Source organism: Paenibacillus darwinianus (assembly GCF_000598065.1).
GTDB lineage: Bacteria > Bacillota > Bacilli > Paenibacillales > Paenibacillaceae > Paenibacillus_I > Paenibacillus_I darwinianus.
The window spans coordinates 93,338-107,056 of the sequence record NZ_KK082171.1; the positions used below are offsets into that span (position 1 = coordinate 93,338).

At 54.8% G+C, this 13,719-nt stretch carries 15 protein-coding genes, 1 pseudogene and 1 riboswitch; of the genes and pseudogenes, 12 read left to right on the top strand and 4 right to left on the bottom strand.

The genetic code is table 11. The features are described 5' to 3' along the window. From BG52_RS14910 to BG52_RS10110, 6 genes and pseudogenes are all read left to right on the top strand, one after another. Positions 1-858: AAA family ATPase (locus BG52_RS14910; protein ID WP_051602310.1), on the top strand; the 858-nt coding region annotated here is incomplete at its 5' end. A gap of 19 nt (positions 859-877) precedes the next feature. Further along, positions 878-1,696: an urease accessory protein UreD gene (locus BG52_RS10090; protein WP_036584133.1), complete on the top strand. Its 819-nt coding sequence runs from the start codon at positions 878-880 to the stop codon at positions 1,694-1,696. Between the two features lie 106 nt (positions 1,697-1,802). Then, positions 1,803-2,378 carry an urease accessory protein UreF gene (locus BG52_RS10095; protein ID WP_223298979.1) on the top strand — a complete coding sequence of 192 codons (576 nt, stop codon included), beginning with the start codon at positions 1,803-1,805 and terminating at the stop codon, positions 2,376-2,378. A gap of 36 nt (positions 2,379-2,414) precedes the next feature. Continuing rightward, positions 2,415-2,765 carry an urease subunit gamma gene (locus BG52_RS10100; RefSeq protein ID WP_036584136.1) on the top strand — a complete coding sequence of 117 codons (351 nt, stop codon included), beginning with the start codon at positions 2,415-2,417 and terminating at the stop codon, positions 2,763-2,765. Between the two features lie 15 nt (positions 2,766-2,780). After that, the gene (locus tag BG52_RS10105; RefSeq protein WP_036584137.1) at positions 2,781-3,200 is read left to right on the top strand and encodes an urease subunit beta; all 420 of its coding nucleotides are present in this window, start codon (positions 2,781-2,783) and stop codon (positions 3,198-3,200) included. Continuing rightward, positions 3,197-4,674, top strand: a pseudogene (locus tag BG52_RS10110) (urease subunit alpha). Before BG52_RS10105 ends, BG52_RS10110 begins: the two are co-directional and overlap by 4 nt. A 58-nt stretch (positions 4,675-4,732) precedes the next feature. Here the strand turns inward: BG52_RS10110 and BG52_RS10115 are convergent. Further along, positions 4,733-5,512 carry a GGDEF domain-containing protein gene (locus BG52_RS10115; RefSeq protein WP_190287518.1) on the bottom strand — a complete coding sequence of 260 codons (780 nt, stop codon included), beginning with the start codon at positions 5,510-5,512 and terminating at the stop codon, positions 4,733-4,735. A 151-nt stretch (positions 5,513-5,663) separates the two neighbouring features. After that, a riboswitch (cyclic di-GMP riboswitch) is annotated at positions 5,664-5,752 on the bottom strand. Positions 5,753-6,021: 269 nt separating this feature from the next. Here BG52_RS10115 and BG52_RS10120 point away from each other — a divergent pair. Both BG52_RS10120 and BG52_RS16115 read left to right on the top strand, forming a co-directional pair. Further along, positions 6,022-7,245 carry a glycosyltransferase family 4 protein gene (locus BG52_RS10120; protein ID WP_036584140.1) on the top strand — a complete coding sequence of 408 codons (1,224 nt, stop codon included), beginning with the start codon at positions 6,022-6,024 and terminating at the stop codon, positions 7,243-7,245. A gap of 11 nt (positions 7,246-7,256) precedes the next feature. Next, positions 7,257-7,433: a hypothetical protein gene (locus tag BG52_RS16115; RefSeq protein ID WP_190287520.1), complete on the top strand. Its 177-nt coding sequence runs from the start codon at positions 7,257-7,259 to the stop codon at positions 7,431-7,433. Positions 7,434-7,571: 138 nt separating this feature from the next. On the opposite strand, the gene BG52_RS10125 is transcribed toward BG52_RS16115, so the two are convergent. Beyond that, a complete protein-coding gene (locus tag BG52_RS10125; protein WP_036584147.1) occupies positions 7,572-8,201 on the bottom strand; it encodes a DUF1796 family putative cysteine peptidase in 630 nt (209 codons plus the stop codon). Between the two features lie 184 nt (positions 8,202-8,385). On the opposite strand from BG52_RS10125, the gene BG52_RS10130 reads away from it, so the two are divergent. From BG52_RS10130 to BG52_RS10140, 3 genes are read left to right on the top strand one after another with little or no spacing between them, the layout of a single operon-like run. Further along, positions 8,386-8,721 (top strand): hypothetical protein, encoded by a 336-nt coding sequence (locus tag BG52_RS10130; protein WP_036584150.1) that lies wholly within the window; start codon positions 8,386-8,388, stop codon positions 8,719-8,721. Between the two features lie 15 nt (positions 8,722-8,736). Then, positions 8,737-9,798 (top strand): glycosyltransferase family 4 protein, encoded by a 1,062-nt coding sequence (locus BG52_RS10135; RefSeq protein ID WP_036584152.1) that lies wholly within the window; start codon positions 8,737-8,739, stop codon positions 9,796-9,798. Between the two features lie 15 nt (positions 9,799-9,813). Then, complete coding sequence (locus tag BG52_RS10140; RefSeq protein WP_036584154.1) at positions 9,814-10,203, top strand: hypothetical protein; 390 nt, start codon at positions 9,814-9,816, stop codon at positions 10,201-10,203. Positions 10,204-10,230: 27 nt separating this feature from the next. On the opposite strand, the gene BG52_RS10145 is transcribed toward BG52_RS10140, so the two are convergent. Both BG52_RS10145 and BG52_RS10150 read right to left on the bottom strand, forming a co-directional pair. After that, positions 10,231-11,163: an NAD-dependent epimerase/dehydratase family protein gene (locus BG52_RS10145; RefSeq protein WP_036584156.1), complete on the bottom strand. Its 933-nt coding sequence runs from the start codon at positions 11,161-11,163 to the stop codon at positions 10,231-10,233. A gap of 95 nt (positions 11,164-11,258) precedes the next feature. After that, entirely contained in the window at positions 11,259-11,786 is a 528-nt protein-coding gene (locus tag BG52_RS10150; RefSeq protein WP_144340788.1) for a helix-turn-helix domain-containing protein, read from the bottom strand. Positions 11,787-12,584: 798 nt separating this feature from the next. On the opposite strand from BG52_RS10150, the gene BG52_RS14915 reads away from it, so the two are divergent. After that, positions 12,585-13,493, top strand: coding sequence for a transposase (locus BG52_RS14915; protein WP_190287519.1), 909 nt, complete (start codon positions 12,585-12,587; stop codon positions 13,491-13,493). Positions 13,494-13,719 lie beyond the last annotated feature (226 nt).

The following is a 13,719-nucleotide window of genomic DNA, read 5'->3' on the forward strand; positions in this document are numbered from 1 at the left end:
CCGACGGGCGTCGGCAAAACCGAGATCGTTCGCACGCTGGCCGAGGCGATACACGGCTCGCGGGACCATTTTTGCCGGGTGGATATGAATACGCTGGCCCAGGATCACTATGCAGCCGCGCTAACCGGCGCGCCGCCGGGCTATGTGGGAAGCAAAGAGGGCTCGACGATCCTCGATAAGGACAAAATCGAGGGCAGCTTCAGCAAGCCGGGCATCGTGCTTTTCGATGAAATCGAGAAGGCGGGGCCGCAGGTGCTGCTGACGCTGCTGAACATTTTCGACAACGGCATGATGACGATTGCGAGCGGTGAGAAGGTGATCGATTTCCGCAACAGCATCATTTTTATGACCAGCAATCTGGCGGCCTCGGACATTTACCGGTTCACCGACAAGCAGCCGTCCTCGATGCCGGTGCTGTTGTCGCACTACGCGAATCCGGCCAACTGGCTCCGGCGGAAGCAGACGTTATTGGAGCGTATCGTTATGCGCAGGCTGGAGAAGGCGCTCAGGCCGGAGTTCATCAACCGGATCGACGATATCGTAACGTTCAATTGGCTGGCTCGGCCCGTTCTGGAGCAGGTTGCGGGCGTGCTCGTGGATCAGTTGAACGCCAGGCTGCGCAAGCATAAATGCATGCTGCAGTTGGAAGAGGCGGCAAGAGATTTCGTGACGGTCAAAGGCTACGACAAGAAATTCGGAGCGCGAGCGCTGAAACGGGCGTTCCGGTCCCATATCGAGGTGCCGCTGGCCGAACTGTTGATGGAGCGGCCTGCAGGCGGCATGCCGGGAATCTTTACCGCGCGTTACTTACCGAGCCGGGACGGGATCACTTTTGTGCATTCCAATGTGATGGAATAACGGCTCAGGGAGGGGCGGCATGCGGGGGAAGCTGGATTTGGTCATCGCGGTCAACCGGAGAGACAGGAGCTTCATCTCCCGGATGCATTATTTATTTCCTCTAAAAATATTGCGGCCCTTCTATTTGGACGAGATCGGCACCGCATTCGTATACGTATTGGATACCGCGGGCGGCATGCTGGCCGGAGACAGCCTGGCGTACAACATCCGGGTGGATGACGGCGCGCGCCTATATCTGACGAACGCTTCGACGGCGAAGTGTTATACGATGCCGAACGGCGATGCGCGGGTGGCGCAGCATTTCAGCATCGGGAGCCGAGCGAGCCTGGAGTTTTTTCCGGAGGAGAGCATGCTTTTCAGGGACACTTCGCTGGAGACGGTCACCCGGATCGATGCGCAGCGGGATTCGGGGTTTGCGTTTTGCGAGATGTATGCAGGCGGACGCAAGCATGCCGGCGAGATTTTTGAATTCCGGCGGCTGGAGAACCGGTTCGAGATACGAATCGACGGCAAGCTTGCCATATGGGAGAATTACCGGCTGGAAGGCGGCATGCTGCGTCCCGGCCGTCCGGGTTATCTGGAGCATTACACGCACTGGGGCAATTTGTATATGTATGCGAGCCATGAAAGCGGCGTTGCGCTGAAGGCGGTGCAGGAATGCTTGGCCGAGTTCGAGCGGGACGGCTTCCGGGCCGGATGCTCGCTTCATCCAAGCGGAGTGATAACGGTAAAGGCGCTCAGCTCGGAATACGAAGCGGTCAAAAACGGCTTCGAGCGCATTTGGTCCCGGTTGCGTCCGCTGATGCTGAAGGAGGAGCTGCCTTATATCCGCAAATGAGAAGACGGGTCATCTGCTTACTTGGCTGCAGCTGGCCGGAGGAACGTTCCCGACAGGCTGCTTCAACCATTCCTACGGGCTGGAGACGTATATTCATTCCGGCCGGATTCGAACCGCGGCTGATGTCGAACGGATTCTGCTGTCGTATCTGGAGGTTTACATCCACACGGATCTCGTGTTCGTCAAGGAAGCCTATGAAGCGGCGCGCAGGCAGGATGCGGCGGCTCTGGAAATGCTGCAGGACGTCTGCTCGGCTTCAAAGCCGGCAAGAGAATTGCATGGCGCAAGCGTGAAAACGGGACGTTCGCTGCTCCTCGGGGTGAGAAATCTCTATGAGGGGCAGCCGCCGGAAGCTTACTCGGATCTGCTCGAGCCGAGTCTGGCCTATCATTACGCGGTGGCCTACGGAATGACGGCGGCCATGATGGAATTGCCGCCTGATGAAATGCTGCAAACCTATCTTTATTCGGGGCTTGCATCGCTGGTATCGGTTGCGACGCGGATCATGCCGCTCGGTCAGAACGAATCGCAGCTGATGCTGTTCCGGCTGAGCCGGCGCATAAACGAGCTGGCGATCGATTATGGAGCCTTGTCGCTGGCCGACGTCAATACGTTCGCTCCGGGCATGGAGATCGCAGCCATGGAGCATGAAACGATTTATACCCGGTTGTGCATGTCCTGACCGGACCCATTAAATCTGTCGAGAGTGGTGATTGCCATGCATCTGACTCCCAGGGAGAATGAGCGACTGACGATCTATACCGCCGCAGAGCTGGCGCGGAGAAGATTAAGGAACGGCGTGAAGCTGAATTATCCGGAAGCGGTGGCGGTGATTTGCGATGAGCTTCTGGAGCAGGCCAGAGGGGGAGAAAAGCGTCTCACCGACGTGATCGCGTTCGGTTCCCACATTCTGACTCAGGAGGATGTGCTTGAAGGCGTCGAGCAGCTGATGCCCATGATCCAGGTGGAAGGGATGTTTCCGGACGGGTCAAAGCTGATTACGGTTCACGATCCCATCCGCTTCTCGACACGCAAGGAGCTGGAAGCCGAAAACTATTTGACCATGTGACGGAGGGGGCGGATCATGACTGCCAAACACAATGAAATCGGAGCGATCCGGTATAAGGACGAGATGATCGAGCTTCGTCCGGGACGCCCGAGAACCGTCATTCGGGTGCATCATCGAGGGGATCGCCCGATCCAGGTAGGGTCTCATTTTCACTTTTTCGAAGTGAACAAAGCGCTAGTGTTCGACCGGGAGCAAGCGTTCGGCATGCATCTTGACATTTTGTCGGGAACCGCCGTCCGCTTTGAGCCCGGTGAAGAGAAGGAAGTGCAACTTGTCCGCTATGGCGGACGCGGCAGCCTGATCGGCTTTAACGGATTGACGATGGGCGATCTGAACGACGAAGCCGTTCGTGTTGCGGCTATCCGGCTCGCTCAACGACAAGGGTACATGCCGCAAGGCGGGGACAAGCGGCAAGAGGGAGAAGGGGGCGGCTGACGATGCGGATCGGCAGAAAGCATTACGGGGAACTATTCGGACCGACAACCGGGGATAAGCTTCGCCTTGCGGACACGGAGCTGTGGATCGAGATCGAGAAGGATTACAACGCGCCTCACTATGGCGATGAGTCCGTGTTCGGCGGCGGCAAAACGCTGCGCGACGGGATGGGCCAATCCAGCATACCGAATGCGGAGGGCGCGCTTGATTTTGTCATCACGAACGTCATCGTCATGGATCCGATTCTCGGCATCGTCAAGGGGGATATTGGCATCAAGGAAGGTAAAATCGTCGGCGTCAAAGGATGATTGCCGCCTTCGAGGCGTTTCCGATGAATATGGGCATGCTCGGCAAAGGAAATTCCAGCGAGAAAGCGGCGCTGGTCGAACAGATAGAAGGCGGAGCGATCGGGCTGAAAATCCATGAGGATTGGGGCAGCACGCTGGCCGTTATCGATAACTGCCTGCGGGTGGCGGATGAAATGGATTTTCAGGTGCAGATTCATACGGACACCTTGAACGAATCCGGATTCGTGGACGATACGCTGGAAGCGATCGCGGGACGAACGATCCATGCTTACCATGTGGAAGGAGCGGGAGGCGGACATGCGCCGGATATTCTAAAGGTCGTCGGATGTCCGCATATCATCCCGTCTTCGACCAATCCCACGAATCCGTATACGGTCAATACCGTTGACGAGCACCAGGACATGATTATGGTGTGCCATCATCTGAATCCGGCGGTGCCAGAGGATGTCGCTTTTGCGGACTCGCGGGTGCGGGAAGAGACGATAGCGGCCGAGGACGTGCTGCATGACATGGGCGCCGTGAGCATCATGGGCTCCGACTCGCAGGGAATGGGACGGATCGGCGAGACCGTCATGCGCGTCTGGCAGTTGGCCTCGAAGATGAAGCAGCAAAGAGGGCCGCTGCCGGAGGAGACCGAAGACAACGACAACAGGCGGGTTCTGCGTTATCTTGCCAAATATACGATCAACCCGGCGACGGTGTTCGGCGTCCAGCAGTATGTGGGCTCACTGGAGCCAGGGAAGCTGGCCGATATCGTGCTTTGGCGGAACACGTTTTTCGGGGCGAAGCCCGAGACGATCATCAAGGGCGGCTTCATCGCATGGTCGACCATGGGGGAGGCGAATGCGTCGCTTATGACCTGCCAGCCGATTATGTATCGTCCGCAGTACGGTGCATTCGGCAGCAATCCGAACAGTCTTTCCTACATATTTGTAAACCAGGCGGCTATTGACAAGGGAATAGCGGGCAAGCTTCCGGCTTCCGCCGGAAAATTCGTGCCGGTAAAAAACACGCGCGGCTTAGGCAAAAAAGATATGGTGCGCAATGATTACTGCCCGAATATTACCGTTGATCCGGAAACGTACCGCGTCGAAATCGACGGCGAGCGGATTGCCTGCGAGCCGCTCGAGGAGGTTCCGTTAGCCAAGCTGTATTTTATCCGCTGACACCTGCGATAAAAGCTATCAGCCGTCTGCTTAGGCGATCCTTCACTAGAACGTTGTTTTATCCGGATTTGGGGATCCATTCATAGCTGTCGCTTCCGGATACGGCGATCCCTTGTTTATGGGTTTGTTTCATCCGGTACATGGCAGAATCCGCGCTAACGATATAAGCATGCAGGCTGTCGGCTTCAAAGCATACACCGATCGATGCGCTCACGGTAAAGTTTTGGGACAGGATGGAGACGGGGGTGGACAGCTCGGAGAGAATGCACTCGAGCGCCAGGAGCACATCTTCTTGTTCACTGTAGGCGGGGAATATCGCCAGAAATTCATCTCCCGCATAACGGCAAGGGACGAACGCTCCATTGGCCGACAAACGCTTCAGGGTCGCTCCCACATGCTGGAGCACCGCATTCCCGAATTCATGTCCATAGGTATCGTTAATCCGTTTGAAATCGTTTAAATCCAGAAACGCGACAGCGAACGAGGACCAATGCGCCGTGTGCCGGAAGAGCGTTTCCGCATAGCCCCGTTTATAAAGGTCCGTCAATTCGTCATAGGCGATTATATCCTCCATTTCAATTAAGCAGGCTAAAGATTTCGCCGCTTTTTCAAGGAAAAAGGAGTCCTTACCGGTGAACGTCCGGTCTGTGCTGATCGAGCATATCGTGCCGCAACGACGACCGTCGGGCAGGACGACCGGGACGCCGATAAAGCTGCTCGCCAGGAGATGCGAGCTGATATCGTCGATGATAACGTTGTTTTTGCACTCGCTAATCAATTTGCTGTAAACCGTCGGCGCGGAGAGGGGCGATCCATCAGCAGGAGATTTTTCATCCATGCTCCATATGCTCAGTATCGGATGGAGGGGACCTTCTGTGTCGGCTATAAAAACAGCTTTGGCGCCTAAGATTTCTGTAAGCGTATCCAATAAGTGACCGAAGGATGAAAAATCCATCACCAAAAGGTGATGGATTTTCCATCCGGCATCTTTCGGTAACCCAGCCGCCATAGAATGATTTGACTCCGTAGGCCTGAGGTTTTGCGTCCCTGCCTTTCGGCAGGTATGCCTTTATCGGTTTCAGGGGGGATAGCTGACTGACACAGTCTTATACTCTTTTAATAACCCGGACAGGCGGAACTCAAACACTAAACCGGAGGTTTCCGCAAGATTTCGCAACGGCCGTTCGATTTGTGCGATTGTTGGGGGGCACATGTCGTTTGCATTTTTTTGCTGGCTTAATATATTGTAGTACTCGCCTGAGTTCAGGATGGTTCGCGATTTCTTACAAGAGCCAAATGAACGGTCTGATTGCGCAGCTCGGCGGATAACGTAATGAGGAGGACGGCATGAAAATATTGTTGGCCACTTTCTGGCTTGTTCCGCACGTCGGCGGTGTTTGGAATTTTATGCAGCAGATCAAGCGGCGTCTTGAAGCGTTGGGCCACGAAGTGGATATCATGGGCAACAGTCCCGATTATACGAAGTACCATATCGTAAACCGGGGAATGGAGCTGCCCAAAAATGCGGTATTGCCCTTGCTTTTCTCCAAGCTGAACGGCGTGAATGCTCCCCTGGTGCACGCGGATAACACAGTGCGTCATTATGAAATCGACCGCTATTGCATGGAGCTTGCGGCCGCGTTTTTCGGTCTTGACCGCTACGATATCATTCACACGCAGGATATATTCTCGACCCGCGCCATGAGCCGGGTGAAGCCGAAGCGAACGCCGCTCATCGCCCATATCCACGGCTCCGTCGCCGACGAGATGATGACGCATTTTCGCCGGAATCCCGGGCTCGGCATCCACGAGGGGTCCCTGGCCTGGAAATATTTCCGCTCCATTGAGTATTACGGGGCTTCCTCCACCACATTAACGATTACCGCGAACAACTGGCAGAAGCAGAAGCTGGTGCATGAATTCGGCGTCCCCGAGTATCAGGTTACCTCGTTCCAGTATGGGCTGGACGCGGGCGCTTTTTGGCAAAAGGTGCAAAGCGGCACCGATTTTATACGCCCCGCAGGGAAAAAGGTCATTATCTGTCCGGCAAGGCTCGTTTTTGTGAAAGGGATCGATGTATTGATTTCCGCCCTGGCCATGTTGAAGCAAAGCCGTCAGGACTGGGTTTGCTTGATCGTCGGCGACGGCGACGACCGGGCGGAATTGGAGAGCCAGGCGGCAAGCCTGGGCCTCTGCGACGACGTCACGTTCCTTGGCGAGCGGCATGATGTTCCCGCGTTGCTGGCGCAGTCGGATATTTTTGTCCATTCCTGCATCCAGGACAATCAGCCGTTTTCGGTGATGGAGGCGCAGTTCGCCGGCGTTCCGCCGCTGGTCTCGTCCGCGGGCGGGCTGCCGGAAATGGTGGAGCACGGGAGAACCGGCCTGATTTCGCCCGTGCGTGACGCGCCGACCTTGGCCGGACAGCTTGCATTGCTGTTGGAGCATGAGGATTACCGGCTTCTGCTCGGACGGAACGCCAAGGCGTGGGGAACGGAGCATTGGTCGTTGGATAGGATGATCGACCGGCTGCTTGCGATTTATGCTGCAGCGCTTGCCCAATCGGGATAAGGAGGAGAGGCGTGATGGAGAACAGGCCTTTTACGGTGACGGGGGATTTGTACAACCGGATATTTGTTGTCCAAACCTCCAATCCGGAGGTCGCTGTCGATTATGGGGTATGGAACCGGATATTCGCTTCCCTGCCGAAGGAGTACAAGGTTCCGGACCTTCCGGTCATTACGTTTATTGCACACTAATACGGGGTGGACATTACGCCGCAACAGCTTCGATTTCGTCACCTGCAAGGATGTGCTGAATCATTTGGAAAAGGGGGAGGGACCTCGCTTCAGGCGAGGCCTCTATTCGCTGCGGCGTGCCTTTTTGCTGCTGCAGCATCAGTTCTCTTTAAGCCGGATGCCCGTCAGCAGCTCCGTCCAGATGCGGTCGTGGCCTTTCCAAATTTCATTGTCTGGTAGTTGTACGGCGCATACGTTGGGGAGAGAACAGTCATCTTCAACAAGACCGAGGACAGCGGTGTGGTTGACGAGCAGCACCCGAAAGTCGTGGACGACGAGAGCGGACAGGACCGCCTCGAGCGCGGTCGCCTGCTCCCAGGTGCCCACCGTGCGGATGAACAGAATGCATTCGGCAGTTGTGGTTTTTTCCAGAAAACGCGCGACCCGTCGGTCGTACTTGGCTTTCACTTCGGGATAGGCGGCCAGATGGGGCGGGAAATTGTTGTGGGTGAAGAAATCATGATTGGAATAAACGTTGTAAGCCGACTCCCTGACGAGATACAGCCGCTCACTGGCCTTCCCTACCACCGACAGATTGTGATAGTCCATAAATCCGGCAAACCGGTTCGCAAGAAGCCGGTTGACGTCCGTCAGATTGGGAGAGGACATCCAGTCCAGCGGACCGGCGAACGGCCGCAAGCCGTTTTTCTCAAGCTGGATGGCCGCGAGGCAAAGGTCGCCCAGACTGTAGATGGCGTCGTAAGAGCCCTTCAGCTCCGTTAGTTTCAACAGGTTCACTCCTCGCATGAAGAAATAGATTCTATCTATTGAATGCGAACGGAGGCTCCGTTGCTTGGATGAATGCGACCGGGCGGCGCATTTGTGCGGTGTTCCCGGATCGTATGCCCTTACGTTTATCGTAATGAATCATAGACTAGCAGAAAGTCCATACCTCAGGAGGGGAATCTCCCATATGTCCATACTTCGTCTGGAGGCCGCGCCGCACACGGCCATCGACTCGCAATACATCCAGTCGGTCGACCTGACCATTATCAACATCGGGGCAGAGGAGTACGATGTCCTTTTCCACGGATATAATCTCTTCGGGGTGTTTCATGTCAACCTGTTCCATTTGGCGGCGGGCGCGGTGACGACAATCCCGGATATTATGACGGGACACATGCCCTTCAGCCTGCTTCTGGTGACCAATATCAACCACTATCACACCTTGGGCGTAAACGTGGCCGCCTATAACAGCGGGGCATTGGTCGCTTTGCTTACGCAGGAAAATTTTACAAGAAGCCACTAACGGGAGGCGCGACGGGTGAATGTGCTGTTCGTGTACTATGTGCCTAGCGGAGGGGTGGAAACGTTAAATCGCCTTCGGTGCAGGTCATTGAGAGACTACGGAATCAACGGACACTGCCTGTATTACCAGTGGGGTGCAGGGATGCAGAACGCGACGGATTTCCCGGTTTATGTGACGAGGGACGATATTGCCATCAAGCATATTCTGGACTCGGGAAATTACGGGGCCGTCGTCGTCACTACCGATCACGGCAGCTTAGAGCGGCTGCGGCTGCTTGGTTATTCGGGCAAGCTGATTCTGGAAATCCAGGGCTACGGACCGAAGGAGGTGGCCAGAGCGCAGCTGACGTCCGCCGTACCGATTGTCAGCGCGCACGCCTCGGCGCTCCTGAATCCGAATACCCCCCATATCGCAGCCCTGTTCCGGGAGCTATTTCCGCATATCCCTCCATTTCATTTCAATAACTGCTTTGACGCGGGATCGTTCGCCTACCATGCGACGGCCAAACCGCCGCACCCGATCATCGCCTGGATGGGAAGGATCGAAGACAACAAGAACTGGAGAGAGTTTCTGCATATCGGCCGCCAATTGTCCAGTTATTATCCGGACCTGCAGCTTTGGATGTTCGAGGATCCCAACATTTCCGTCCCCGCGGAACGCGAGCAATTCCTGCCGTTGATTACAGAACTGGGGCTGGGGCACCGGTTGACGATTCGCTCGAATGTGCCGAATGCCGACATGCCATATTATTTGTCAGCCGTCGGGGATTCGGGAGGCTTGCTGCTGTCGACCTCGAAGGTGGAGGGGGCGCCTTACGGGATTCTGGAGGCGATGAGCTGCCGGTGTCCGGTGCTGACGACCGATTCCGACGGCGTCTCCACCTCGGTTTTCCATAATGTGACCGGCAAGTTTTATGTGCTCGGCGATATTGCCCATGCCGTTGCGGAAGCGCGTGAGCTGATGGACGACACCACGCTGCGGGAGAGCATCCGCGCCGCAGCCGTGCAGCATGTTCAGGCAGGGTTTAACCGGCATCTATACGCCCATCATTTCATCCAGATGCTGAATTCCATTTGAAAGGACTGCACGCGCATGACAACAAAATACAGCCGGAAGACCGGTGCTCCCGCAGGCGGCTTCGCGCCGTTTCCCGCAGGCGCGGCCGAGATTGTGCTGACTTCCGTTTATATGGACGGCCTAACCCCCGAAGACCGGATCGTACTCAAACCGGAGATTGGTTGGGTGAAGCCTGCGTACTGGGATACGGGCGAGCTCGAGGTGATCCTGCGGGAGCATTCGCCGGAAGGGCCGGTTGTTTACTGGACACTCGAAACCTGCTTCGAGAAGGCGTTGACGTCTGAGAGCTGCACGGTGCTGTGCAGCCGGTCCGAGCATGTGTATTACTTGAGCGTCCGCTCATCGGAAGCGCGCGCCGTGATCACCGGTCCCTACTCGCTGCAGGGATCAGTATTATCGGGATGATGCTTCGCCCTATTGGACAGTTCTTGATCAATGGGGGTTCCCCGGGCTCGGGCCGAAACGGTACAGGTAAGTTTCTCGTAGTCCCTGTTCGATGTCGTAATCCGGCTTCCACTGCAGCAGATTACGGGCTTTGTCGTTGGCCAGGCAGCTGTGAAGGATATCCCCGGCTTTCGCCGGACGATGAACAACCTGCACAGCGCTGTGGTGCAGATTTCCAAGAATGCCGGCCAGCCGGTTGACCGGCGTCCGCGATCCGGTGCCGATATGAACCGTTTCCCCGTCTCCCCGTCGGACGGCGGCCAGATTGGCGGCAACGACGTCCTTCACGTAGACGAAATCACGGGTCTGCTCCCCGTTGCCGTTGATGGACAGGGGCTGCCCTTTACCGATTTGATCCAACAATACCGCCACTACGCCGCCCTCTCCTTTGGCCGTCTGGCCGGGGCCGTACACATTGCCGTAGCGGAGTATCGTGTATGCCGTTCCGAAGAACTGATGATACAAGCGGATATAGTGCTCCGCCGCCAGCTTCGATAATCCGTAAAAGGAAATCGGTCGGGTCGGGTCGTCCTCCACGAGAAGGTCTTTCTGCAAATCGCCGTACACGCCCGAGGTGGATGCAAAAACGATTTTGCGGACTCCGGCGTCACGGGCGGCCTCGAGCACATTCAGCGTTCCCATCACATTCACGTCCGCATCGAACTCCGGCTGAAGGATCGAGCGCTGAACATCGGCCTGCGCGGCCAAATGAAAAATGGTGTCGGGCTTCACCGACCTTATCGTTTCCCGGGCGTCCGCTTCACGGATATCCACGGTATGAAGTGCCGCCTGGGCATGGACGCGGCGTACGTCGCCCGCGCTTAAATTATCGATCACATGAACCTCGAAGCCGCTAGCGACCAGCTCATTCACGAGATGGGAGCCGATGAATCCGGCTCCCCCCGTCACAACCGCTCTCATGCTTTTGTGCCTCCCGTCAGGATGTCGGATTGTCTATTGTACGTGAAGCGGGCGGATTCGGTATCGGGCAGAAGACCAATTGCGCTCAACATCGCTCAAGTCCGCAGTACCCGGGTAACCTCGTACGCATTGCCTTTTTTGCGGAACTGGGTGGGGGAGAGCCCTTTGTATTTCGTAAATACTTTCAGAAAATAATTGCTGCTCGAAAATCCGACACATTTCGCAATCGTTTCCAGGTTTTCGGATGAAGAAAGCAACTGCTTCGTCGCGGCTTCCAGACGCACCTCGGTTAAATAGCGGATCGGAGAGGCGCAGACCTTTTTTTCGAATTCCCTCGATAGGTGATATTTTGACAATTGAACGGCCGAAGCCATTTCGTTCAACCCGATCGGTTCGGCAAAATGGTTGTCGATATAGCGTTTGCACAGATCGATTTTGCACGTCATGTGCTGGTTAGCCTGATGCCGGTGGGCAAGGCAAATCAACTCCATGATAAACGCGTAAGCAAGCTTGTCGTCTTCGTAAACATGATGAATGTCATCCTTGACCGCCTTGCGAAATAAGTCGCACATGATCGGATATACGGCGGAATCGTCCGGAATCGACAGCACCGGACCGCTCATGGCAACAATCTGGCGCCATAAGAGAAGGGCATTCTTATCGAATTCGAGGTACAACACTTCCCAGTGGTCGGAGCAAGCCGGCAGGTGGTAACAATGGTCGTCCGGGATTTCAACGATAAAGGCGTCGCCCTTTTGACCTTGTACGTTTTTCCTTTGTGCTCGAGCTCGCCTGCCCGCTGATCGAATATTGGAACATACATTGCTCCTCCGGACGGTTTAGCCCGTTCCAGACGTAGTCATGGGAATCGACCAATTGCCGACCGGCCCCTTTCAGCATGATCATGGGCAACGACAAGTTGAAATGAAATCCGACGAACGTTCTCGGTAAATCAAACAGCAATATAATACACCTTCGTGTATTTTTTAAACTTGTGGCCGCTATTGCTTCTGAATTACAGCAATTATATCAACATAATCCACCAGGGCATACTGTCTCCCTTATATTTTGAAAAGGTTTTCCTAGAGGGAACCGGGTTTCGCTGATTGGAATAGGAAAGGGATTTTCATTTTCCATATTCTTTTGAGCGTGTTTTACCGCTTTCGAATGTTTCATGCGGGGCGGCGGCGGCACGTGAGAAGGTGTGTTATTTTCCGACCTCGCCTATTATATTCGTCTAATGCTCGATTATAATTGTAAGCGCTATCATAAATGTATAAAATTATAGGCGTAAAATGTAAAGAACTGCAGGTTAATTTTATATCTTGAGAGTTGCGAAAATATTACCGTCGATGTAAGTCACTAAGAGCCAGAAATTTAGAAGCTCCGTCGAACGAATGAACAGAAGAAGGACATCGCCCTTGGATAGAGAAATTGTCGGTTACCACACCACAATTTCCAAGAAGAGGAGGTGTCCCAATTCCATGGTATCCCTCTGCTTGCCCATCGTCAAGTTCATTTTGGCCCTGAAGCTGGAATTTTCTAAACCGCAACTCAGCCATCTGTTTACCCTCGTCCACGGCATCATTCTGTGTGCGGGACGTAAGAATATGACGCAAATCCGAAATGCCGCTCGAGGCGATCGTCACCTGAGCAATGCGACGAATTTTTTGAATCATTCCCCTTGGTGTGTCAACCGGATGCAACGCAGACGCCTACAATGGATCGTGGATCGGATCGAGAACAAACGCTTGAAGGAAGGCGATGCCAATAAGCTTGTGTTCCTCATTGTCGACGACACCTGCTGCAAGAAGGACAAATCCATCCGTAAATCCGATCTCCACTCCGTAACCGTGGAGGGTCAGGGCGTGTACCGGGGTTACCCTTACGAGGGACCGGTCAGCGAAATTGAGAACGTCAAGCTGCTGCTGTCCTGGAAAGATGACTACACCGCTTCGAGCAAACCGCAGGTTTGTCTCCTCTGTACGGATGTGTCGCTGGATCTTGTTACGATTCAGCGTAACTATCACATACGCTGGAACATCGAGACGGGGTATCGCTATTTCAAGGAGTTGCTGGGCTTTGACCAATACCAATTGCTTTCCTTTACCGGCATTCAGCGGTTCTGGGCCATCCAATTCTTGACGCAAAATTTTCATGAATACCAGCGTTTGGAAGGGATGCGGGGCGAAACAGATTTGACGCTTGGTGACGTCGTACGACGTATCCGGGAAGAGTTCTTCGGACAGATCATCGTCTATGTGTATCAGAAAGCCCTGGAGAAGAAGCCTCTTTTCGACATCCTCAGGCATCTCAGGCTGCCAGCCTAAACCCTGATGCAACGGCTAACGCTACAGGTCTACAGGTCTACAGGTCTGCCCATTTGCACCCTCCTGTTCAAGAAATCGCAAGATTCAAGTTTATAATAGAGGCTCGGAAATAAAGCAGGGTTCTGAGTCCGAATGAGGGGTGAATGAGGCGGATATGTCGATGAAATGGCAGGTATGAAAGCTGATTTCAAGAATGTGCATGCCAAAGAACCCTCAAAAGGGCATT

What these genes read in the sequence shown, in the direction of transcription:
- BG52_RS10090 (WP_036584133.1), top strand. Translation starts at nt 878, where the DNA reads ATGCGGGGGAAGCTGGATTTGGTCATCGCGGTCAACCGGAGAGACAGG.
- BG52_RS10100 (WP_036584136.1), top strand. Translation starts at nt 2,415, where the DNA reads ATGCATCTGACTCCCAGGGAGAATGAGCGACTGACGATCTATACCGCC.
- BG52_RS10105 (WP_036584137.1), top strand. Translation starts at nt 2,781, where the DNA reads ATGACTGCCAAACACAATGAAATCGGAGCGATCCGGTATAAGGACGAG.
- BG52_RS10115 (WP_190287518.1), bottom strand. Translation starts at nt 5,512, where the DNA reads ATGGATGAAAAATCTCCTGCTGATGGATCGCCCCTCTCCGCGCCGACG.
- BG52_RS10120 (WP_036584140.1), top strand. Translation starts at nt 6,022, where the DNA reads ATGAAAATATTGTTGGCCACTTTCTGGCTTGTTCCGCACGTCGGCGGT.
- BG52_RS10130 (WP_036584150.1), top strand. Translation starts at nt 8,386, where the DNA reads ATGTCCATACTTCGTCTGGAGGCCGCGCCGCACACGGCCATCGACTCG.
- BG52_RS10140 (WP_036584154.1), top strand. Translation starts at nt 9,814, where the DNA reads ATGACAACAAAATACAGCCGGAAGACCGGTGCTCCCGCAGGCGGCTTC.
- BG52_RS10145 (WP_036584156.1), bottom strand. Translation starts at nt 11,163, where the DNA reads ATGAGAGCGGTTGTGACGGGGGGAGCCGGATTCATCGGCTCCCATCTC.
- BG52_RS10150 (WP_144340788.1), bottom strand. Translation starts at nt 11,786, where the DNA reads ATGAGCGGTCCGGTGCTGTCGATTCCGGACGATTCCGCCGTATATCCG.